The sequence below is a fragment of the [Flexibacter] sp. ATCC 35103 genome (genome assembly GCF_001975985.1).
GTDB lineage: Bacteria > Bacteroidota > Bacteroidia > Flavobacteriales > Flavobacteriaceae > Flavobacterium.
In genome coordinates, this window is the sequence record NZ_MTQF01000007.1 from 421,374 (window position 1) to 443,551 (window position 22,178).

A 22,178-nucleotide genomic window follows, 5' to 3' on the forward strand; every position below is an offset into this window, starting at 1 on the left:
CAGTGAGATTTGAAACTAATAAATTTTATGTAAGGAATTCTCTAAAGAAGTTAAGTTTTGGTTCTTTATATAGTTTAAAAATAAAAAAGGTCAAGTAAATGAATACTTGACCTTTTTTGTGACCCGACTGGGGCTCGAACCCAGGACCCCATCATTAAAAGTGATGTGCTCTACCAACTGAGCTATCGAGTCATTATTATATCTTCTGGTGACCACGGTGGGATTTGAACCCACACGCCCTTGCGAGCACCACCCCCTCAAGATGGCAAGTCTACCGTTTCTCCACGTGGCCTAAAATGAAAAAGGTCAAGTAAATAAATACTCGACCTTATGTTGTGACCCGACTGGGGCTCGAACCCAGGACCCCATCATTAAAAGTGATGTGCTCTACCAACTGAGCTATCGAGTCTTGCTATCAAGGAAAGTATTTTGTTAAATCACAAATTTTGTGACCCGACTGGGGCTCGAACCCAGGACCCCATCATTAAAAGTGATGTGCTCTACCAACTGAGCTATCGAGTCATATTCTTTCCTTGAATGCGGGTGCAAATATAAGGAGTTATTTTTGATATTTGCAAGCTTATTTATTATAAATTTGTCTTTTTTTAATCAAAATTTACAACGTCTTAATTTTTAGGCTATTATTAAAATGAAAAAAATCATATTATTAGGATATATGGGTTGCGGAAAGTCAACAATTGCCCAAAACTTGTCAAAAAATACAAATATTCCGTTTCTCGATTTGGATAAATGCATCGAAAAAAAAGCAAATTTATCGATAAATGAGATTTTCGAGCAATTTGGTGAGATCCATTTTCGAAAATTAGAACATGAAATGTTTGTAGAATTACTTCAATCTTCAGAAAATAGTATAATAGGTTTAGGAGGAGGAACACCTTGTTATGCCAATAATCATGAATTACTAAAAAGAGACGATGTTACCTCTATTTATTTAAAAGCTTCGATCGATACTTTATATAATAGATTAATACATAATAAGAGCAATCGTCCGCTTATAGCTAATATGAATGAAGAAGAAATGAAAGAGTTTATTGCAAAGCATTTATTCGACAGAAGCTATTATTACAATCATGCACAACATAAAGTTGTAGTTGATAATAAAGCTGTCGAAGAAACGGTGGAAGATATTTTAGAAATTTTAGCTTAAGAAGGCGTAATCATCACCTTTTTCATCAAAAACAACCTGAACATGCTCTAATAAAGATGTTGATAAAGAGATTCCTTTAAAATCTGCTTTTACGGGATACTTTTTGTGATTTCTGTCTACAAGTACTGCTGTTTTGAATTTCTTTAACGGAACGTCTAAGAAATGACGAACAGCATATATTAATGTAGTGCCTGAATTTAATACATCATCAACAAGTACTAAACCTTTGTTTTCGTACTCTTCTTTTGTTAATGATGTTTGTATAGGCAATTGCGGATTTTGTTTATCAACTTTAACTTCGCAAAGCGAAACCTTAAGAGTAGAGATAGTACTTAATGCTAATGCAATTTTTTGAGCAAAAATAGATCCGTTAGAAGCGATTCCTGCAATTACAACTTCTTCTTCGTCAACAAAGGTCTCGTATATTTGATATGCAATACGTTTTATTTTATGTTCGATTTCCTGATTTGTTAAGATGATGTTTTTGCTCATGATTTATTTTTTTGCTAATTTACAAATAAGAATTTTAGATTATAGTCTTTAGAATTTAGATTTTTTGAAGTAATCTCGTGTTTTAAAAATAAGTTTATTCCGTTTCTTCATCATCAACAATATCCTCGCCATATTCGTCAATATCCCTGCGGTCTTTTTTGGTAGGTCTTCCGGTACCGGTTTTGCGATAATGTTCTTTAGACAGTTTTAAAAGTTCTAAATGCGCATAAGCTTCTGCAGGAGTTTCGTTTTTTCTATAGATATCGACAAGTTTTGCGCCTACACGACTTTCCGGAATGTCGAGTACGGTTATAATTTGTGTAATCTGGTCCTTTCTAAAGGTGATTTTATCAGTAGGAAAAACCTCTTTCGACGGTTTTGCAACTTGCCCGTTTACAGTAATGTGGTTTTTTTTGCAGGCTTCTGTAACCATGTTTCTGGTTTTGTAATAACGCACGCACCAGAGGTATTTATCTATTCTCATAATTTTTCTAAAATCAAAGTTAAATTCTTTACAAAAATAAATCAATATTGTATCTTGCGCACCTAAAAAATTAACAATAATGAATAAATTTAAATATTATTTTATTTTATTGCTTGCCGGTATTTCTTTGGTTTCTTGTAATAAAAGTGATGATGATAATGTGGTGACTGTTCCTCTAAGAGATTATGCAGTACAATATAAAGCAGATAATGATTCTATTGAAAAATATTTAAAGACTAATTATATCACCGTTACAAACAGTCCAGGAACTCCACAGGATCAGGATGTAGTGATTAAAAAAATAGTTGCTGGTGACGGAAATGTTTCAATTTGGGACCAGACTACTTATAAGTTAACCTCAAGAAACGTATATAGTAATGATATTACTTATAAAGTATATTACTTAGTTTTAAGAGAGGGATTAGGTAGTGCGCCTACTAATACAGATAAGATTGTAGCATCTTATACAGGAAATTTATTAAATAACACTGTTTTCGATAGTTCATACGGAATTGGAACTACATTTAATTTGTTTCCTTATTCTAATGAAGGATCAGTAATAGAAGGCTGGTCAGAAATTTTTCCTAAATTCAAAACAGGTTCTTCAACAACAGATCCTGGCAGCGGAGTTATTTCATACAAGGATTTTGGAGCTGGGGTTATGTTTCTTCCTTCAGGTCTCGCTTATTATGCTGACTCAAAAGGAACGATCCCGTCTTACTCTCCAATAGTGTTTAGCTTTAAATTATTTGATCTTCAAAGAATGGATAATGAATATACTATTTCTGCCAGTACAGGAGGAAGAGTATTTCTTGGAGACGGTGTTCCTGATTATTTAGAAGATCTAAATGGTGATGGTTATCTGTATGATTTTAGGGATAAAACCAAATATCCTAATCCACCGGCTGATTTGGTTGATGATACTGATGGAGATGGTGTTGCAGATTTTGTAGATTTTGATGATGACGGAGATGGTTTTACAACCAGATTTGAGCTTACTAAACCAACAAGTGAAACTGGTATTGTAAATGGTTTTAATTATGGTACAAGATTATATTATCCTTGGGAACCTTTAGCAGATAATCCTAATACTCCTAATACAGATGAAACAGAGCCTAGAGGAATTCCAAGAAGGCCAACAGGAGCGCTTGCAGATCCTGCAAAACCGGAATCAGCTACTAATGTTAGAAAATATATAGAAACAGATTATACAGATAATCCAAGATTAAGAATTCATCTTGATAAAACATATCCGATCAAACAGAATTAAACTGGATTTTGAATATATAGAAAACCTCGAAAGTTATTTTTCGAGGTTTTTTTATGTTCTAATTTTAAAAGAAATTCTTCGTTGTGATATAAAATGCTAAAGTATATCTGTTGCTGAATAATTAAATGATATTCAGGGTACAAAAAAACCTCGAAATTGCTTTCGAGGTTTTTTTTATAAAGTAAGAAAATCGTAAATTATTTTCTTTTAATAACTCTTTCTACAGCTTCAACAATCGCCTGATTGTTTAGTTTGTATTTTTCCATTAATTGCTCCGGAGTTCCAGATTCACCAAAACTATCGTTTACAGCAACAAACTCTTGAGGAGCTGGATTGTTTAAAGCTAATACTCTTGAAACGCTTTCTCCAAGACCTCCAAGAATATTGTGCTCTTCTGCAGTTACAACACATTTAGTTTTTGCCAATGATTTTAGAATCGCTTCTTCATCAAGAGGTTTAATAGTGTGAATGTTAATTACTTCAGCAGAAATTCCTTTTGCTTCTAATGCTTCAGCAGCAATAAGAGCTTCCCAAACTAAGTGTCCTGTTGCTACGATTGTTACGTCAGTTCCTTCGTTTAATAAAATTGCTTTTCCAATTACGAAAGGCTCATCAGCAGGAGTAAAGTTAGGTACTACCGGACGTCCAAAACGTAAATAAGCCGGACCATGATGATCTGCTAATGCTAATGTAGCCGCTTTAGTCTGATTGTAATCACAAGTATTGATTACAGTCATTCCAGGTAACATTTTCATTAAACCAATATCTTCAAGAATTTGGTGAGTTGCTCCGTCTTCTCCTAGTGTTAAACCAGCGTGAGAAGCACAGATTTTTACATTTTTATCAGAGTAAGCAACTGATTGACGAATTTGATCGTAAACTCTTCCTGTAGAAAAGTTAGCGAAAGTTCCTGTAAAAGGAATTTTTCCTCCAATAGTTAAACCAGCAGCAATACCAATCATATTTGCTTCTGCAATACCAATTTGGAAAAAACGCTCTGGGTGATTTTTTTTGAAATCATCAAATTTCAATGATCCAATTAAATCAGCACAAAGTGCTACTACTTTTTCGTTTTTTTGACCTAATTCAGTCATTCCTGCTCCAAAACCAGAACGGGTATCTTTACTTCCTGTATTTGTGTATTTTTTCATTTTTGTCTTTTATGAGATGCTTAGTTTCTTAGTGATCAGGTTTCTAAGCTGAATACTGAACACTGAGACTGAACACTTTTTTAATAGTCGATTTGATCTGCAGAATAGTTTTGAGCTAAAGCACTTGCCAATTGATCATTGTTAGGTGCTTTACCATGCCATGCATGAGTGTGCATCATAAAATCAACACCGTTACCCATTTCAGTGTGTAATAAAATACAAACTGGTTTTCCTTTTCCTGTTCTTGATTTAGCATCATTTAATCCGGCTAAAATTGCATCGATATTGTTTCCTTCGGCAATTTCTAAAACATCCCAGTCAAAAGCTTCAAATTTTGCACGGATACTTCCCATTGCTAAAACTTCGTCAGTTGTACCATCAATTTGTTTTCCGTTTACGTCAACAGTTGCAATTAGATTGTCTACTTTTTTAGCAGAAGCATACATAATAGCTTCCCAGTTTTGACCTTCTTGTAATTCGCCATCTCCGTGTAAAGTGTAAATTAAATGATTATCTCCATTTAATTTTTTTGCTTGTGCAGCACCAAGCGCTACAGATAAACCTTGTCCTAATGAACCAGAAGCCATACGAACTCCAGGCAATCCTTCATGAGTAGTTGGATGTCCTTGTAAACGTGAGTTTAATAATCTGAAAGTTGCAAGTTCTGAAACAGGGAAATAACCGCTACGTGCTAATACGCTATAAAATACAGGAGAAATATGACCATTTGAAAGGAAGAAAATATCTTCTCCAATTCCGTCCATATCAAAACCTTCTTTGCGCTCCATAATGTTTTGGTACAGTGTTACCAAAAATTCAGTACAACCTAGTGAACCACCTGGGTGACCTGAGTTGACAGCATGTACCATTCGAAGAATATCTCTTCTTACTTGGATAGTTAAATCGCTTAATTGTTGTGTGTTAGGCTTCATTTTATGTGTAAAAGTTAAACTGGTGCAAAAGTAATTTTTATTTTGCGGGCTGACAAATGATTTTTCGCTTTAGTTTGATGTAATTGTTAAATTATACGCCTTTTTTTATTGGTTTAGAAAAAAAGTCTGAGATCTTGTTGGTAGTATATAAAAATTTTGCCACAGATTACAAGATTAAAGTGATTTAAAAAAATCGTTCTAATCAGGTAATCTGTGGCAAAAAATAAATTTGTAAAAATTTGTGGCAAAAAGGGTTATTCAGTATCTCCTTCACTATAGAAGTTGTTTTCTTCATCTTCTGAACCAACTTCTTCTTGTTCGTCATCAAGTTCTGAACCAGGAATGTCTAGATCGTTTCCAAGTTTATCGCTATTTTGTTTCCATTCGTTATTGTTGCTCTCTGGATTTATAATTCTTTCTCCTGATATTCCTTCAGGATCGATGTCTTCCAGTTTATCCTCATTATTATAGATGTCCTCTGATGCGGGATAATCTAGTTGTTCCAGATTTTTCTCGATTTGATCATCCTTAATCTGATCTAAATCTAAAGGATTTTTTTCTTCTGAATTTATCATGGTTTCTAATTTTAAGTGTTTGATAAAGTTACGCAATCAAAGGCTTTTCATTGTTACATTTTTAAAGTAAGGATATTGCAGTATTCACATTATTAATTGAAATCCAATTTTTTTAATCTCAAATCTCGAAGTTATTTCTTTTACTTTTTTGTTTTTTTTAGACTAGTTATCAGAATCATTATCTAATTTTCTAATTGACAAATTATCTAATTAAATTTTCCTGAAATTAGCCTATCTTTGCCGACTGAAAAAAGAAACAGATGAAGTTTGATTTATTAAAGAAAGATCCGCAATCTAAAGCGAGAGCGGGAAGTATCACTACAGATCACGGCGTAATCGAAACGCCTATTTTTATGCCTGTCGGGACGGTAGCATCTGTAAAAGGAGTACACCAGCGTGAACTTAAAGAGGATATTAATCCGGATATTATTCTGGGAAACACCTATCATTTATATTTACGTCCGCAGACTGAAATTCTTGAGAAAGCCGGAGGATTACATAAATTTATGAATTGGGATCGTAATATTTTGACCGATTCTGGTGGATATCAGGTTTATTCTCTTTCAAATAATAGAAAAATTAAGGAAGAAGGAGTAAAGTTTAAATCACATATTGATGGATCATATCACTTTTTTTCACCGGAAAGTGTAATGGAAATCCAGCGTACAATTGGAGCTGATATTATCATGGCTTTTGATGAATGTACGCCTTATCCTTGCGATTACAGATATGCACAACGCTCCATGCACATGACACACCGCTGGTTAGATCGTTGTATAAATCATCTGGATAAAGTGCCTTATAAATACGGGTACGAGCAAACTTTTTTTCCAATTGTTCAGGGAAGTACTTATAAAGATTTACGTCAGCAATCGGCTGAATACATTGCCAATTCAGGTCAACAAGGTAATGCCATTGGAGGTTTATCTGTAGGAGAACCTGCTGAAGAAATGTATGCAATGACCGAAGTGGTTTGTGAAATTTTACCGGAAGACAAACCACGTTATTTAATGGGCGTAGGAACTCCGATAAATATTTTAGAAAATATCGCGTTAGGAATTGATATGTTTGATTGTGTTATGCCAACCCGTAATGCGAGAAACGGAATGTTATTTACCGCAAACGGAACTATAAATATCAAAAATAAGAAGTGGGAAGCTGATTTTTCGCCAATCGACGAAATGGGACACACTTTTGTAGATACAGAATATACAAAAGCTTATTTGCGTCACTTATTTGCTGCCAACGAATATTTAGGAAAACAAATTGCAACGATTCATAATCTTGGTTTTTATATGTGGTTGGTTCGTGAAGCCAGAAAACATATCTTAGCAGGAGATTTTAGACCATGGAAAGAAATGATGGTTAAAAATATGAGTCAAAGACTTTAAAAAAAGTTTCAGGTTTGAGGTTTCAAGTTTCAGGTTCTCAGCAGAACTTGAAACTTGAAACCTTAAACAAAACAAACAAATTTATATATGCTGACGATAATAGATAAGTATATTTTAAAAAGATATTTAGCCACTTTCTCGGTGATGATCTTATTATTTATCCCGATTGGGATTGTAATTGACGTCTCTGAAAAGGTGAATAAAATGTTGGAAAACAAGATTCCTTTTAGTGCAATTGCGATCTATTATTACAACTTTACGGTTTATTTTGCGAATTCATTATTTCCGATATTTTTGTTTTTATCGGTGATTTGGTTTACTTCAAAGCTGGCAAATAATACAGAGATTATTGCAATTTTAAGTTCAGGAATTTCATTTACCCGATTTTTAAGACCTTATATTATTGGTGCTTCTATCGTTTCGGTATTTGTACTTTTAATGGGGTTTTTTATTGTTCCCGCTGCCAGTGAAGGTTTTAATAATTTTAGGTATACCTATCTAAAAGGAAATGGAAAACAGCTGATGCGCGGTGAAAACACCAATGTTTACAGACAAATTAATGATAACGATTTTATTTTTGTAAATAGTTTTAATGAAGAGTCTAAAACGGCTTTTAATTTTACGCTGGAACATTTTGAAAAAGATCAATTAACCTATAAAATTACTGCAAGCCGTATTAAGTGGGATCCTAAAAAGAAGACCTATATTTTGTATGATTATACAAAAAGAACACTTGGTGAACTAAATGATAATATCGAGAAAGTTCCTGAAAAAAATGTGGCTTTTAAGTTTGAATTAGCAGATTTAACCCCTGTGGTTTACATTGCAGAAACACTTCCGTTAGGCAAATTGATTGATTTTATTGAGAAAGAGCGAAAAAGAGGTTCAGGAAATATTAATACCTATTTAGTGGTACTTTATAAAAAATACAGTGTGCCGGTTTCGGCCTTTATCCTAACCATTATTGCCGTAGCAGTTTCGTCAATGAAACGTCGTGGCGGTATGGGAACCAATCTTGCTATTGGTATTGCAATTGCTTTTTCATTTGTGTTTTTTGATAAAATATTTGGTACTCTTGCCGAAAAATCTACTTTCTCACCTTTATTAGCTGTTTGGTTTCCGAATATTGTTTTCGGAATTTTAGCAGTGTACTTACTACGTAATGCGAAACGATAATCTAAAAAGTTATTTAAACCTTCATTTAATTGTTTTTATCTGGGGATTTACAGCTATTCTTGGCGCTTTGATCACAATTGATGCCGAAAATTTAGTTTGGTTCAGAATGTTTCTTGCCGGAGTTTTTCTGGCAGCTTTTATAGTGTATAAAAAACAATCTTTTGTTATTTCAGCAGCATCTTTTGCAAAATTAATTTTCGTAGGATTATTGATTGCGTTGCATTGGATATTCTTTTTTAGGGCCATTCATGTTTCTAATGTTTCGATAACACTTTCGATATTCTCATTGGGTGCCTTTTTTGCTTCTTTATTAGAACCGCTTTTTTACGGAAGAAAGATATTATGGTACGAAGTTTTTTTCGGGTTAATTATTATTGCGGGTTTAGGACTAATCATGCAGGTTGAAGTTAAATACCTGCACGGAATGTATTATGCATTGGCTTCTATTATTCTGGGTGTTTTATTTACCTTAATGAATGGGAAACTGATTTCTGACCATGAACCGTCTGTTATTACCTTCTATGAATTTGGCGCAGGAGTTTTCTTTATTTCGATCTATTTTTTAGTGCAAGGAAAATTCAATGCAGATTTCTTTACCATGTCATTAAATAACTGGATTTTATTACTCGTTTTAGCTTCAGTTTGTACAGCCTACGCATTTACTGCTTCGGTTAAAGTAATGCAAAAATTAACGCCTTATACAGTTATGTTAACGACTAATTTAGAGCCGGTTTACGGAATTATGTTAGCCTATTTTATACTGGGTGGAAAAGAAAAAATGAGTACTGAATTTTATATTGGCGCTTTGATAATTGTAATTACAGTTATCTTAAATGGTGTTTTTAAACATTATAAAAATAAGAAAGAAGTGTAATAATTTCCTTATTTTTAAATTACATTTTTATATTTTAAATACGATTTAACCCAACCAATGATATAATATTTTTATATTTGCGGTTCGATTTACAAACAAAATTCAAAAATCCATGGAATATTTAGATTTTGAGCTTCCAATAAAAGAACTTGAAGAGCAATTACAAAAGTGTGTTATAATTGGACAAGAATCTGATGTTGATGTAACACCAACCTGCAAAGAAATCAACAAAAAATTAGAACAAACTAAGAAAGAAATATATAAAAACCTTACAGCTTGGCAACGAGTTCAGTTATCAAGACATCCTAACAGACCTTATACTTTAGATTATATCAGAGCAATTTGCGGAGAGACATTTTTAGAACTTCATGGAGACAGAAATTTTAAAGATGATAAAGCTATGGTTGGTGGACTAGGAAAAATAAACGGTCAGTCGTTTATGATTGTTGGTCAGCAAAAAGGTTTTAATACAAAAACACGTCAGTACCGTAATTTTGGTATGGCAAATCCTGAAGGTTACCGTAAAGCTTTGCGTTTGATGAAAATGGCTGAGAAATTTGGTATTCCGGTTTTAACTTTAGTAGATACTCCGGGTGCATATCCAGGTCTTGAAGCCGAAGAAAGAGGACAGGGTGAAGCTATTGCCAGAAATATTTTCGAAATGGTTCGTTTGCAAGTACCAATTATCACGATTATCGTAGGTGAAGGTGCTTCTGGAGGAGCTCTAGGAATAGGTGTTGGTGATAAAGTTTATATGTTAGAGAATACTTGGTATTCTGTAATTTCACCAGAATCATGTTCTTCTATTTTATGGAAAAGCTGGGAGTACAAAGAACGTGCTGCAGATGCCTTAAAATTGACTTCATCTGATATGAAGAAACAAAAATTAGTTGATGATGTAATTCCGGAACCACTAGGTGGAGCGCACTATGACCGTGAAACTACTTTTAAAACGGTTGCCGAATATATTACTAAAGGATATAACGAATTGAAAGACTTATCAACAGCCGACTTAATTGCCCAAAGAATGGACAAATACAGTAATATGGGCGAATATAAAGAGTAAATTCTTACAAGAGTAATTTAAAATCCGAAGCCTTATCGTTTCGGATTTTTTTTTGGTTATGAACAAACAGAACGTATTTATAAACAATTAATAGTTATAACTCGATAGCGATTTTTTTTTAAAATTTGCTACTTTCGCTATATGGAAAATTTCAAAAATATAAATCCTGTAAAGGTAGATAAAACCACAATCATTAGTTTAGAAAAAGGAAAGCTTCCTCCGCAAGTACTTGATTTAGAAGAAGCTGTGCTTGGGGCAATGATGATTGATAAAAAAGGGGTAGATGATGTAATTGATATTTTGCAGGCTGATGCTTTTTATAAAGATGCACACAAATTTATTTTTGAAGCAATCGTTCAGCTTTTTACCGACACGCAGCCAATTGACTTGCTGACAGTTTCGGCCCAGTTGAAAAAGAATGGAAAATTAGATTTGGCAGGTGGAGATTTTTATTTAATTCAGCTTACACAAAAAATTGCGTCTTCAGCGCATATTGAATTTCACTCGCGTATTATTCTTCAGAAATTTATTCAAAGAAGTTTGATTCGTATTTCGTCTGAAATTATTGAAGCATCGTATGATGAAACAACAGATGTATTTGATTTGCTTGATCAGGCCGAATCAAAATTATATGAAGTAACACAAGGAAATATAAAACGTAGTTCTGAAACTGCACAAAGTTTAGTTTTGCAGGCTAAAAAACGTATCGAAGAAATTTCGAAACAAGAAGGATTGAGCGGTGTTGAAACTGGATTTACTAATTTAGACAAACTTACTTCCGGATGGCAGCCTAGTGATTTAATTATCATTGCAGCAAGGCCGGCGATGGGAAAAACAGCGTTCGTACTTTCAATGGCGAGAAATATAGCCATCGATTTTGGACATGCAGTAGCGTTGTTCTCTCTGGAGATGGCTTCGGTTCAGTTGATTACGAGGTTGATTTCATCAGAAACAGGACTTTCATCAGAAAAATTACGTACGGGTAAATTAGAACCTCATGAATGGACAATGCTGAGTACCAAAGTAAAAAACTTAGAAAAGGCACCATTGTTTATTGATGATACACCATCACTTTCTATTTTTGATTTAAGAGCAAAATGTCGTCGTTTGGTTTCACAGCACGGTATCAAAATCATTATTGTAGATTATTTGCAGTTGATGACTGCGGGAGGAAATAGTAAAGGAGGAGGAAATCGTGAGCAGGAAATTTCTACAATTTCCCGAAACTTAAAAGCCTTGGCAAAAGAGCTAAACGTTCCTGTAATTGCACTGTCTCAGTTATCGCGTGCCGTTGAAACCCGTGGATCAAGTAAACGTCCTTTACTGTCGGATCTTCGTGAATCCGGAGCAATTGAGCAGGATGCTGATATCGTTTCGTTTTTATACCGACCGGAATATTACAAAATCGATGAGTGGGATGATGATGAAGCTTCACCAACTGCCGGTCAGGCTGAAATTATGATCGCCAAACACCGTAATGGTGGTATTGAAAACGTTCGTTTGAAATTTCTTGGACATCTTGGTAAATTTGATAACCTGGATGATTTTTCAGGTAATTATGATGATTTGCCATCTAAAATGAATCACGATGAAAATCCATTCATAACTAAAAATCTTCCTTCGGCAAATGAAGCCTTTGGAAGCAATTTAAATGATGACGATGATGACAGCGATGTCCCATTTTAATAAAATAATCAAAGCCTCTTTATGAGGCTTTTTTTTCTGCCTTTTTGTTAATATTTTCTGATAAAAATTCAGTAGTTTAGCAAAACAATTGTCTGATGGCAATTGAATATTATCGTAACCAAAAACAAATTTATATTATGGCAGAAGAAAAATTTCCAGGAAAAATTGAAATCGGATTATCAACAGGTGAAACATGGGCGAGAAAGTACAGAGACTCTAAAGATGAAGAATCCAAAAAGAAAATAAACTCTTATTTAATCCCCTTAGAAAGTTTAGAAGCAGTTTTAAGACTGAAAAAAACGCTGGAGATTGATGCAGTTCGTGCTTATATAGGAGTAAACGAATTAGGAGAACAAAATCTTATATTTGTTGGAACCAAACTAGACGAAAAAACTGGAATTTATAAAGATGTTTTTGCAAAAGGTGAATCCGAAGAAAATGGTGGTGGAGATGTTGTTTATGACGGTTCTCGCCCTTGTCCCCCTTATGGTGATCCAGGTAGCCCGATGAATGAATAAAGATGGATGACCTTTTAATATATTCAGGTTATTTTGTTTTATTAATTAATCTGATTTTATATACATTTAGCTTTTTCCATAAGGAAAAAGCTAATGTTTTTTTTATGGTTTATTTAGTTTTCATTTTTATAATTCAATTTATAATGGAGATTATGTATTACCTGCATATGAATAATCTATTTGCAATTAATCTTTTTTTTGTTGGGCAAATGATTTTTTTGGGATTGTTTTATGAATCTATTTTAAAAACCAGAAACCAAAAATTTTTCGTAAAACTTGTTATTACTTCCATTTTATTGGTTTTGTTTATTCAATACTTTATAGAGCCGGATCAATTTTTAAAATTTAATCTATTTGAAATTACACTTACTTCTTTATCGATTGTAGTTTTTGCTTTGTTGCATTTTTATAATATGTTATCAGATAAAAAAGAATATTACTATTACACAATAGGTGTAGTTTTTTATCTGCTTACAAGTACAGTTTTGTATTTAGTTGGAAATCTTACTTCGAATTTAAGTGATAATTTAAAATATTTGAGCTGGAGATTAAATGCTTTTTTAATTCTTATGTATTATCTTTTTATTTTATATGAATGGAAAGTTAGTTTTAAATCCAAGAAAGAAATTAATACTTATATATGAGTGTAAGCCCCGTTTATGAGAAAGAAATAGTCGCCATAATTTTATACACATCATGCTTTTTTATGGTTGTCGCTGTTTTTTTAGTTGCGTTTTTTTATTTTTCCAGAAAAAAAATTATTCAGAAAGAATTAGAAAAACGAGATTTAGAAATTCAGTATCAAAAAGAACAGTTGCATGCCGTTATTTTTACGCAGGAAGAAGAGCGAAAACGAATTGCTCAGGACTTGCATGATGATATTAGTTCTAAACTTAATATCGTTTCATTAAATTCTTATTTACTTTCTTCTCCTAATTTAACCGAAGACGAAACAAAAGAGATTACAGAGAATATTATAAACCTAACAGCTAAAGCTTTAGAGAATTCACGCAAAATTGCACATAATTTATTGCCTCCCGTTTTTGAAAAATTTGGTTTGAATGCCGGAGTCGAAGAGTTGTGTGAAGAATTTGAAAGCAGCAAATCAGTAAAAGTAAATTACGAAAATGAAATTGATTTTGATGAGCAGGACATTAATCGGCACTTGCATGTTTTTAGAGTTTTGCAGGAGCTAATGAATAATTCATTGCGTCATGGAAAAGCATCTGAAATTTGGATTAGTTTTAAAAAAGAAAATCAAATTAATAGTTGTAATTATAGAGATAATGGAGTAGGGTTCGACAACCAAAAGGCAGAAAATCAAAAAGGCATGGGGATGAAAAATATTGATAGCCGTATCTCTTTTTTAGACGGAACTATAAAAATAAATACTGAAATTGGCAGAGGTATTGCTGTAATTTTTACTTTTTAAGTTAAAATACTAAAATAAATGGTATAGTGACCCAACATATTAGGTTTCTTAGCTCTTTTTTTGCTTCATATTTTGTAATTTCGACAAACCAAACGACCAAAATCAAACTAAATGAGTGCCGCTATTAAAATTGCTTTAGTCGATGATGAAGTTTTATTCCGGAAAGGAATATCTTTTTTATTGCAAAGAGAAGATAATATCGATATTATTTTTGAAGCATCAAATGGAGAAGAACTTCTTTTAAATTTAGATAAGATCGAAATAAAACCCGACATTATTATCATGGATTTGAAAATGCCTGTATTAAATGGTGTAGAAGCCACCAAAATTATCAGAAAATCATATCCGGATATTAAAATAGTAGCTTTAACTAGTTATGATACAAAATCATTTATTGCAAATATGATTCAGGTTGGAGCTGTTGCTTATTTAATAAAAAATACCACTCCAAAAGATTTGATCAATACCATTAATCAAGTCGCAAGAAAAGGATTTCATTATAATGAAAATGTTTTAAAGACAATACAGGAAACAATTATTTCGACGAAAAATTCTAAAGGAAATCTAGAAACTGGTTTTCTTTCCCAGCGCGAAATAGAAATTCTTCAACTTATTTGCCAACAAAAAACAACTTCAGAAATTGCTGAACACCTCTATTTAAGTCCAAGAACCGTAGAAGGACATCGTAACAATTTATTGCTAAAAACAGAATCCAGAAATATTGCAGGATTAGTTGTGTATGCAATTCAAAATGAAATTGCTGTACTCACAATTTAAAATTAACTTGTTAAAAACTGAATTGATAATACGTAATACAAAATAATAGTCAGTACAAGAACGCATAATCCTATTTTTCGCATCATATTCATTTCCTTTGGTTGGTTATTACTATCATTAATCTTCATAGTTTTGGTTTATAATTGATTAGTTTGATGATCCGGGGTAACAAATGTAAGACTAATATGGGTTTCTAAAATAGGTGTTTTTACGTGATTTTGATAAAAAAATTCTGTCATTAGATAATTGTTTATTTAACTTTTATTCCACTATAAAAGAGATATATCTATTGTGTTTTTTCATGCTTCCTTTATATCTTTACTAAAATAATTTTCTAATGAATAAATATTTAGTTTATATTTTCATATTGCTACTTTCATTAAATGCAAAAGCATCGTTTATCTTAATTCCGATGGACGAAACTACACAGCAAAATCATTTAAAAGCATACGGAATAACATATTGGTGTTTAAGTAAAGATTACAAGGCAAGTTGGTTGCTTAATTATCGTGGAGGCTCATTCTTGCTTCCTGACGCAGATGAAATTCGAAGAGAATGCAAGATTCGTGGTGTAAGTTTTGAGATACTTTCCGACAGTGAAGAAGCTTCAATTTTAGAAGAAATTTCAAGTCCGTCACAAAATATGGAATCTGTTATTCTTGAAAAAGCACCTAAAATTGCAGTTTATACTCCAAAAGGTAAACAACCTTGGGATGATGCCGTAACATTAGTCTTAACTTATGCAGAAATTCCTTTTACGCCAATCTATGATGAAGAAGTTTTAAGTGATCAATTATTACTTTATGACTGGTTGCATCTACATCACGAGGATTTTACAGGACAGTATGGTAAATTTTATGCCGCCTATAAAAATACACCCTGGTATATAGATCAAAAAAAAGATGCTGAAGCTCTTGCTGCTAAATTAGGCTACAATAAAGTATCGCAAGAAAAAGGTGCAGTAGCAAAAAAAATTAGAGATTTTGTTATTGGTGGAGGATTTATGTTTGCTATGTGTTCTGCAACAGATAGTTTTGATATCGCACTTTCTGCTGATGGAGTTGATATTTGCGAAGCTATGTTTGATGGTGATGCGAGTGAATCTAATTATCAATCAAAATTAAATTATGGAAATTCATTTGCTTTCAAAGATTTTACATTAGAAAGAAGACCTGAAGTTTATGAGTTTTCTGATATAGATATGACTGCTAAACGCAGAGTACCGATGGAAAAAGATTATTTTTCGCTAATGGAATTTTCAGCAAAATGGGATCCAATTCCTAGTATGTTATGTCAGAATCACACTCAATTAGTAAAAGGTTTTATGGGGCAGACCACCTCATTTGATACCGCACTAATAAAATCGAATGTTTTAATAATGGGAACTTGTGAACTTAATGGCGAATCAAGATACATTCATGGAGAAAAAGGAAAAGGAATGTTTACTTTTTTTGGAGGTCATGATCCGGAAGATTTTCAACATCAGGTTGGAGATCCTCCTACGGTTTTAGATTTACATCCAAATTCTCCGGGATATCGTTTGATTTTGAATAATGTTTTGTTTCCTGCAGCAAGAAAGAAAAAATTAAAAACATAATTACTTCAAAGAAAATTCGAACCAGATAGGAATATGATCCGATATTTTTCTTGCTTCTTTTAAGGAATTAAAATTTTTATAAAATGGCACAATGCCAGAATGAATGTATTCCAGAGAATTGGTCTTATAGAACATATTATCAAATTCAGACGCTAAACAATTATCATCCCTGCATTTTTGTTTTAGCGTAGTTTTTTGGTTTAGCAAAATAGGAGCATATCCCATTTTTTTCAATGGATTAAATACCGTATGTGATTGAGGACAATTAAAATCACCAATAAATACGAGGTTTAAAGTAGGGTATTCAGCAGGTAGAAATTTAAAATATTTAATTTCAGTTTCCGGTTGCTTGTTTTTTGTTATCGCATGAAAATTAACTAAAGTAATTGTCTTTTTGTTTATTTCGAATGTTGCAAAGTAAGGTTCCCTGTCAATTTCTAAACTATATTTTTTTTCTAACCACGTATTGCCTTTCAATTTTATTTTGCTGGTTTTCCAGATAAAAGCATAACGTTCTGTTTTATAACTACTGCTGCTTGTTGGGTTACTAATTGAATAATCCCATTTTGTACCTTTAGTGTTTAATATACCGGCTAATTTAGCTACTGCCTGAGCACCGCCATATCCTGCAACAACTTCTTGAATAATTATAATATCAAAATCGAGAATAGTACTTGCTATGAAATTTAATTCGGATTCAGATTTTGATTTTCCAAGATTTTCTAAATTCCATGATAGAATTTTAGTTTGTGAAAAAGTAAGAGTAGTAAAAAATAAAAGAAGAAAACTTAGAATATATTTCATGTGGTCTTTAAAAGATCAAATATAAGCATTTCAAAATTTTAGAATAATTGAAGTTATTCAATTTTTAATTAAAAAAATAATCATTAGCACATAATCACTAATCAAGAAGTAATTAGAATAGGCATAAAAATAGTTTGCAAAAAGGTATTTTTTTTGCAGATAAATTGTCATTTCTTTAAAGGACAGCAGGGAATTAATGCTTTTTATATCTGTTTTTTAGAGCAGTTCCTATAATTATGATCTGCAAAACAAGAAGAGCAGGTATAAAGATGATTTTCCAGTCAACTTCTAACCATCCGGTTTTTTCTGAAACAAAAGCAAAGCTTAAGGATAGAAAAAGACAAAGCAACATAGTTTTCATTATAATTTTATTTTGAGTTGTATTAATTTTTGAGAGCATCATTTGCTGTAAGTTCTTCTTAGAGCTAAGTATGTTTCTGGGTTTCATTGGTTAGTTAATAAATTCTACACAAACTTAAATCTATAAAAAGTCATTTCCTTACGGGAATCCGTAAAAAATTTATAAAATTTACACCAACTTGTAAAATTTATACCAATCCAAAATCTTTTGCAATCGCAATCAAATGAACATTGTTGTTTGCTTTAAAGTATATTTTTAATTTATTGATTCGTTTTTCGATACTGCTTGTACCATTTGGAGTTATTGAAGAAGCTTTAAATTCGCTTGAAATACTTTCTAATATATGGCCTTGAGCCAAAAGTTTCAAAATAGAAATATCATAAGATTCAATTTCAATCAGGGATTTATCATTAAAACTAAAAGATAAATCTGATGAGAGTATTTTTTCTTCGTTTCTAAATGTTCCTTCAATTGCTTTTCTTAATTCACTAATGCTATTTCTTCCTTTAGAAACATACGCGTTAATGCCTAAATCATAAAAAAGAGATTTTATACGATATGATTTATCCTCTATAGAGAAAACTATTTTTTTTAATTTGGGCTGAACGCCGTTTGCTGCATCAATAAGTTCTTCTCCGCTTGATAAGTTTATATTTCTATGATCAGATTTAAATGATAAATCGCTTATAAGTAAATCATAAGGTTCATTTTCCAGTAACGCCTTTTTTATTTTTAATAAACCATCATCACAATATTTCACATGATCAATTGTAGGAATCTTTAAATCTTCAAGAACCTGAATAACCGCTATACTTATACTATCTAAATCTTCGGCAACTAAAACTTTTTTAAACATATCATCATTGTATTTATAAAGGAAAAGAGAAGCTTATTCTGAAGCCTTTTTCTGAATTTTTGTCAAAAATAATATTTCCATTTATAGTTTTAATACGGTTTTCCACATTTTGTAGTCCATTTTTAAAATTTGGTGTACTATTTTTCGTTCTAACCCCATTGTCATTAAAGATTATAGTCAGATTTTTATCTATAATTTTAATATTAATACTCACTAAAGTTGCCTGACTGTGTTTTTTCATGTTGGCAAACAACTCCTGTAAGACTCTATAAAGAATTATTTTTTTATTTTTTTCGATATTATCCCATGAAATTAGATCAAAACCATTTAATATAATATTTAATTCAGGAGTTTTAAATCCAGAAATCATTTCTTTTAATGCAATTTCATAGTTTTTGTCCGTTGAAATAAGACTGTGCTCTTTAGAAATATTTCTGGTACGAGAATAAATAGTATCTAAATCACTTAGTAATTTTTCTTTATTCTCATCTTTTTGAAAATCGCAATTTTCTGCATAAGTCAGCGTTTGATACACATCATTGGTAAGTTCATCACTTAAATGTTTAGATATCCTCCTGTCACTTTCAAATATAGCATCGTTTTTTTGCTTCTTACCTTTTAATTTTAAATAAAAATAAAGAAATGTAAGCAAGCTAAGAATCAATGAAATTATAATGTATAAAACAAAATTTCTATTTTTTTGCCTTTCTAATTGAAGCTCATTGTCAATAGTTTGAGCTTTGAGTTGTAAATTTTCTTCTTGTTCCCGGTTGTAATCGTATTTAATTCTGGCAAATTGATTTTTAGCTTTTAATTTTGCTGTATTAAAACTGTCATGAAGTTTTAAATATTCTTGTGAATATTTTTTTAACTCTGCTCCCTCACTGGTTTCAATTAACAATTTTAGACTAACTATTTTATTTGATATGGCATTCTTTTTTAGGGATATTTTATATGCTTCTTTAGCATATTGTTTTGATTTTTTTAGATTTATGTTTTGGTAAAAAAGAGCTGTAGATTTATAGGTTTCTATTAATGCATCATAATCTTCACTTTCTAATTGAATTTTTAAAGTTCTGTTGAAATAATCTATCGCCTCTAATTTTCCTTGCCGTAAATAACTTAATCCTAAATGATATAATATTCTGGCATATTCACTATCATTTAATTTTTTATCTTTTAAATAAATATCCTTTTTTTTAGAAAGAACTAATAGTATTAATTCTGCTTTCTCGTACTTCTTTTGTTCTATATAAACTGCAGCTATATAGATAAGAACTTTAGTTTTTTTAAAATTACTTTGTTTAAGATTTAATGCCTTTTTATAATATAAGAGAGAATTACTGTAATCATCTGTACTATAATAATTATCGCCCAACAAAACATATACATACCAGGCATACCTTGGTTTTTTTATTTTTTTTAGATAAGGCAGCGTTTTGGTAAGTATAGCTTCACTATTGATGAAATCACCTTGTAGATATTTAATATTTCCCATACAAGACAAAGAATAGACGTATTCTACATAATCTTTTCTAGGATTGCAAAGTAATACTGCTTTATTAAAATAATAGTACGCACTAGTGTTCTGATTGTTATCGAAAAGTAAATCTGCCTTATCAATTAAGTTTTTAATTTCAATCGAATTATCTGCTTTTTTTATTCTTCGTGTAGTATGGTTTTCGTAATAATTTGAATAATATAATAAACTTCCTAAAGTTATAATCAGGACTATTAGCAAAAACTTCCATATTGTTTTTTGATCTAAAAACTTAAATTTGCTTCTCATTTCTAGACAGGAAATTTAATAAAAACCTTAAATCCTTTTTCCGGACTAGAATCAATATCGATTTTGCCCTTTATGCCTAAAATTCTGTTTTTTATATTTTGCAATCCATTTGTGGTATCCAAATTTTCAAGGTCAACTCCATTGCCATTATCTGTATATGTTACAAGAAATTCGTTATTTATATTTTTGAATAAAATACCTACTAATGCAGCATGACTATGTTTTTGCATGTTAATAAGCAATTCATGTAAAACTCTATAAATAGTTATTTTTTTATTTTTTTCAATTTTAGCCCACGAAATAGTTTCAAAACCATTTAGTATAATGTTTATTTCCTGTGTTTTAAATCCGGAAATCATTTCTTTTAAACCAATACTATAATTTTCATCAGTAACAATAGGACTATTTTCTTTAGAAATGTTTCTGGTTCGTGAGTAAATAAGATCTAAATTGTTCAATAATTTTTCTTTATTTTCGTCTTTTTCCAAATCGATATTTTCTGCAAACGTCAAGGTTTGATATATATCATTAGTAAGTTCATCGCTTAATTTCTTTGATATTCGCAATTCACTTTCCGCTATTGCTTTAGTTTTTTCTTTTGTTACTTTCGATTTTAAATAAAAATAAAGAAATACAATAAACCCCAGAATAAATACAATTGTAATATACGAAATGATATTTCGGTTTTTTTGTCTTTCCAGCTCTAATTCATTTTCTGCTTTTTGAGCTTTTAGTAGTAAATTCTCTGTTTTGCTTTGCTTTGAATCGTATTTAATTGTTAAAAACTGATTTTTAGCTTTTCTTCGGTTAATAATAAGACTATCAATTATTTTGATGTATTCTAAGGAATATTTTTTTAATTCATTCCCTTCAGTTTTTTTTATTAATGAAGCCAGACCATTAGCTTTAAATGTTGCTGAATTTACTTTACATGCACTAATGTATGATTTTTTTGCATACATTTTTGAAAGCTTCGGATTGGTTTTTTCATAAAATGATGCAAAACAAGTATAAGTTCCAATTAATTCGAAATCTTCCTTTAATTCAAGTTTTATTTTTAAGCTTTCATTTAAATAATCCAGAGCTTTAGGATTACCAAGTTTATAATAACAAAAGCCAAGGTTATCTAGAAGTACTGAGTAATTATTAATAGTACGCCTGGCATCAGTATCGTGTTTGATTTTTTTTGAAAGTAAAGGCAAAATTATATCAACGGCTTTTTGATATTTTCCTTGTGAAGTATAGATAATTACGATATCATTTAAAATCTCTGATCTTTTAAATGGTTTTTTGGCTAGTTTTAAAGCTTTTACATGATAGTAAAGAGCCATATTATTATCATAAGTATTGAAGTAATTGTACGCAGTAAGAGTGTAATAGTTTATTTCGTATTTAGGATTTTTTAGTTTTTTTAAATACGGAAGTGTTTTAGTCAGTGTTTCTTCACTACCAATGTAATCGCCAACATTTTGTTGAAGATTTGCTATTGAGATCAGAGAGTAAATATACTTGTTTAGATAATCTAATTTTGGCTCACAAAGTTCAATGGCTTTGTTGTAATAAAAATAAGAACTATCTGTTTGATGATCAAATAGAAAATCAGCCTTTTCGATGATTTTATTTATTTCAGGTAATTTGTTTTTTGGTTTAGGTTTAGGACTCCTGCTTTGATTTTGATCAGAATTTAGTAAATAAAACGATCCTGCTACTGCTAATAAAATTAGCAATAAACAGGTAAGAATAACTTTATTTTTGAATAGATAAATAGTCTTTTTCATT

22 protein-coding genes and 4 tRNA genes are annotated in these 22,178 nt (G+C 31.4%); 12 read left to right on the top strand and 14 right to left on the bottom strand.

The window, feature by feature from the left end; all coding sequences use genetic code 11:
• Nucleotides 1-119: 119 nt before the first annotated feature.
• The 4 genes from BXU01_RS17170 to BXU01_RS17185 form a co-directional block, all read right to left on the bottom strand.
• Nucleotides 120-192: transfer RNA gene (locus BXU01_RS17170), tRNA-Lys, on the bottom strand.
• 14 nt (nucleotides 193-206) lie between these two features.
• A tRNA-Leu gene (locus tag BXU01_RS17175) sits at nucleotides 207-292 on the bottom strand.
• A 44-nt stretch (nucleotides 293-336) separates the two neighbouring features.
• Nucleotides 337-409 (bottom strand) — tRNA-Lys (locus BXU01_RS17180).
• Nucleotides 410-449: 40 nt separating this feature from the next.
• Nucleotides 450-522 (bottom strand) — tRNA-Lys (locus BXU01_RS17185).
• 127 nt (nucleotides 523-649) lie between these two features.
• Here BXU01_RS17185 and BXU01_RS17190 point away from each other — a divergent pair.
• Nucleotides 650-1,168: a shikimate kinase gene (locus tag BXU01_RS17190; RefSeq protein WP_083694304.1), complete on the top strand. Its 519-nt coding sequence runs from the start codon at nucleotides 650-652 to the stop codon at nucleotides 1,166-1,168.
• Here BXU01_RS17190 and BXU01_RS17195 read toward each other — a convergent pair.
• Together BXU01_RS17195 and BXU01_RS17200 are read right to left on the bottom strand one after the other, a co-directional pair.
• Nucleotides 1,160-1,660, bottom strand: coding sequence for a phosphoribosyltransferase domain-containing protein (locus BXU01_RS17195; RefSeq protein WP_083694305.1), 501 nt, complete (start codon nucleotides 1,658-1,660; stop codon nucleotides 1,160-1,162). The two genes, BXU01_RS17190 and BXU01_RS17195, sit on opposite strands and share 9 nt — an antisense overlap.
• A gap of 94 nt (nucleotides 1,661-1,754) precedes the next feature.
• Nucleotides 1,755-2,144 carry an RNA-binding S4 domain-containing protein gene (locus BXU01_RS17200; RefSeq protein ID WP_083694306.1) on the bottom strand — a complete coding sequence of 130 codons (390 nt, stop codon included), beginning with the start codon at nucleotides 2,142-2,144 and terminating at the stop codon, nucleotides 1,755-1,757.
• A gap of 79 nt (nucleotides 2,145-2,223) precedes the next feature.
• On the opposite strand from BXU01_RS17200, the gene BXU01_RS17205 reads away from it, so the two are divergent.
• Complete coding sequence (locus tag BXU01_RS17205) at nucleotides 2,224-3,414, top strand: FKBP-type peptidyl-prolyl cis-trans isomerase (protein ID WP_083694307.1); 1,191 nt, start codon at nucleotides 2,224-2,226, stop codon at nucleotides 3,412-3,414.
• Between the two features lie 197 nt (nucleotides 3,415-3,611).
• On the opposite strand, the gene BXU01_RS17210 is transcribed toward BXU01_RS17205, so the two are convergent.
• The 3 genes from BXU01_RS17210 to BXU01_RS17220 all read right to left on the bottom strand — a co-directional run bounded on the left by BXU01_RS17210 (nucleotide 3,612) and on the right by BXU01_RS17220 (nucleotide 6,072).
• Nucleotides 3,612-4,565 carry a transketolase family protein gene (locus BXU01_RS17210; protein WP_055091746.1) on the bottom strand — a complete coding sequence of 318 codons (954 nt, stop codon included), beginning with the start codon at nucleotides 4,563-4,565 and terminating at the stop codon, nucleotides 3,612-3,614.
• A gap of 80 nt (nucleotides 4,566-4,645) precedes the next feature.
• Nucleotides 4,646-5,497, bottom strand: coding sequence for a transketolase (locus BXU01_RS17215; RefSeq protein WP_055091744.1), 852 nt, complete (start codon nucleotides 5,495-5,497; stop codon nucleotides 4,646-4,648).
• A gap of 254 nt (nucleotides 5,498-5,751) precedes the next feature.
• Nucleotides 5,752-6,072 carry a hypothetical protein gene (locus tag BXU01_RS17220; protein ID WP_083694308.1) on the bottom strand — a complete coding sequence of 107 codons (321 nt, stop codon included), beginning with the start codon at nucleotides 6,070-6,072 and terminating at the stop codon, nucleotides 5,752-5,754.
• Between the two features lie 260 nt (nucleotides 6,073-6,332).
• Here BXU01_RS17220 and tgt point away from each other — a divergent pair, with 260 nt between their 5' ends.
• The 10 genes from tgt to BXU01_RS17270 all read left to right on the top strand — a co-directional run bounded on the left by tgt (nucleotide 6,333) and on the right by BXU01_RS17270 (nucleotide 16,589).
• Entirely contained in the window at nucleotides 6,333-7,463 is a 1,131-nt protein-coding gene (gene tgt, locus BXU01_RS17225; RefSeq protein WP_055091740.1) for a tRNA guanosine(34) transglycosylase Tgt, read from the top strand.
• 87 nt (nucleotides 7,464-7,550) lie between these two features.
• Nucleotides 7,551-8,639: an LptF/LptG family permease gene (locus tag BXU01_RS17230; RefSeq protein WP_083694309.1), complete on the top strand. Its 1,089-nt coding sequence runs from the start codon at nucleotides 7,551-7,553 to the stop codon at nucleotides 8,637-8,639.
• On the top strand, nucleotides 8,626-9,513 hold the full coding sequence (locus tag BXU01_RS17235; RefSeq protein ID WP_083694310.1) for a DMT family transporter: 888 nt from the start codon (nucleotides 8,626-8,628) through the stop codon (nucleotides 9,511-9,513). Before BXU01_RS17230 ends, BXU01_RS17235 begins: the two co-directional genes overlap by 14 nt.
• Before the next feature lie 112 nt (nucleotides 9,514-9,625).
• Nucleotides 9,626-10,579 carry an acetyl-CoA carboxylase carboxyltransferase subunit alpha gene (locus BXU01_RS17240; RefSeq protein WP_083694311.1) on the top strand — a complete coding sequence of 318 codons (954 nt, stop codon included), beginning with the start codon at nucleotides 9,626-9,628 and terminating at the stop codon, nucleotides 10,577-10,579.
• A gap of 141 nt (nucleotides 10,580-10,720) precedes the next feature.
• Nucleotides 10,721-12,265, top strand: coding sequence for a replicative DNA helicase (gene dnaB / locus BXU01_RS17245; protein WP_055091733.1), 1,545 nt, complete (start codon nucleotides 10,721-10,723; stop codon nucleotides 12,263-12,265).
• A 95-nt stretch (nucleotides 12,266-12,360) separates the two neighbouring features.
• Entirely contained in the window at nucleotides 12,361-12,783 is a 423-nt protein-coding gene (locus BXU01_RS17250; RefSeq protein ID WP_255373790.1) for a hypothetical protein, read from the top strand.
• A 167-nt stretch (nucleotides 12,784-12,950) separates the two neighbouring features.
• Entirely contained in the window at nucleotides 12,951-13,427 is a 477-nt protein-coding gene (locus tag BXU01_RS17255) for a hypothetical protein (RefSeq protein ID WP_255373791.1), read from the top strand.
• Nucleotides 13,424-14,215: a sensor histidine kinase gene (locus tag BXU01_RS17260; protein WP_083694313.1), complete on the top strand. Its 792-nt coding sequence runs from the start codon at nucleotides 13,424-13,426 to the stop codon at nucleotides 14,213-14,215. Before BXU01_RS17255 ends, BXU01_RS17260 begins: the two co-directional genes overlap by 4 nt.
• 111 nt (nucleotides 14,216-14,326) lie before the next feature.
• Nucleotides 14,327-14,992: a response regulator transcription factor gene (locus BXU01_RS17265; RefSeq protein ID WP_083694314.1), complete on the top strand. Its 666-nt coding sequence runs from the start codon at nucleotides 14,327-14,329 to the stop codon at nucleotides 14,990-14,992.
• Nucleotides 14,993-15,329: 337 nt separating this feature from the next.
• On the top strand, nucleotides 15,330-16,589 hold the full coding sequence (locus tag BXU01_RS17270) for an asparagine synthetase B (RefSeq protein ID WP_083694315.1): 1,260 nt from the start codon (nucleotides 15,330-15,332) through the stop codon (nucleotides 16,587-16,589).
• On the opposite strand, the gene BXU01_RS17275 is transcribed toward BXU01_RS17270, so the two are convergent.
• The 5 genes from BXU01_RS17275 to BXU01_RS17295 form a co-directional block, all read right to left on the bottom strand.
• A complete protein-coding gene (locus tag BXU01_RS17275; protein ID WP_083694316.1) occupies nucleotides 16,590-17,393 on the bottom strand; it encodes an endonuclease/exonuclease/phosphatase family protein in 804 nt (267 codons plus the stop codon).
• Nucleotides 17,394-17,586: 193 nt separating this feature from the next.
• Nucleotides 17,587-17,841: a hypothetical protein gene (locus BXU01_RS23990; protein WP_083694317.1), complete on the bottom strand. Its 255-nt coding sequence runs from the start codon at nucleotides 17,839-17,841 to the stop codon at nucleotides 17,587-17,589.
• 100 nt (nucleotides 17,842-17,941) lie between these two features.
• Complete coding sequence (locus BXU01_RS17285) at nucleotides 17,942-18,610, bottom strand: response regulator transcription factor (RefSeq protein WP_083694318.1); 669 nt, start codon at nucleotides 18,608-18,610, stop codon at nucleotides 17,942-17,944.
• 13 nt (nucleotides 18,611-18,623) lie between these two features.
• A complete protein-coding gene (locus tag BXU01_RS17290) occupies nucleotides 18,624-20,108 on the bottom strand; it encodes a tetratricopeptide repeat-containing sensor histidine kinase (protein WP_123774078.1) in 1,485 nt (494 codons plus the stop codon).
• Between the two features lie 293 nt (nucleotides 20,109-20,401).
• Nucleotides 20,402-22,177: a tetratricopeptide repeat-containing sensor histidine kinase gene (locus BXU01_RS17295; protein WP_083694320.1), complete on the bottom strand. Its 1,776-nt coding sequence runs from the start codon at nucleotides 22,175-22,177 to the stop codon at nucleotides 20,402-20,404.
• Nucleotide 22,178: the final 1 nt, after the last annotated feature.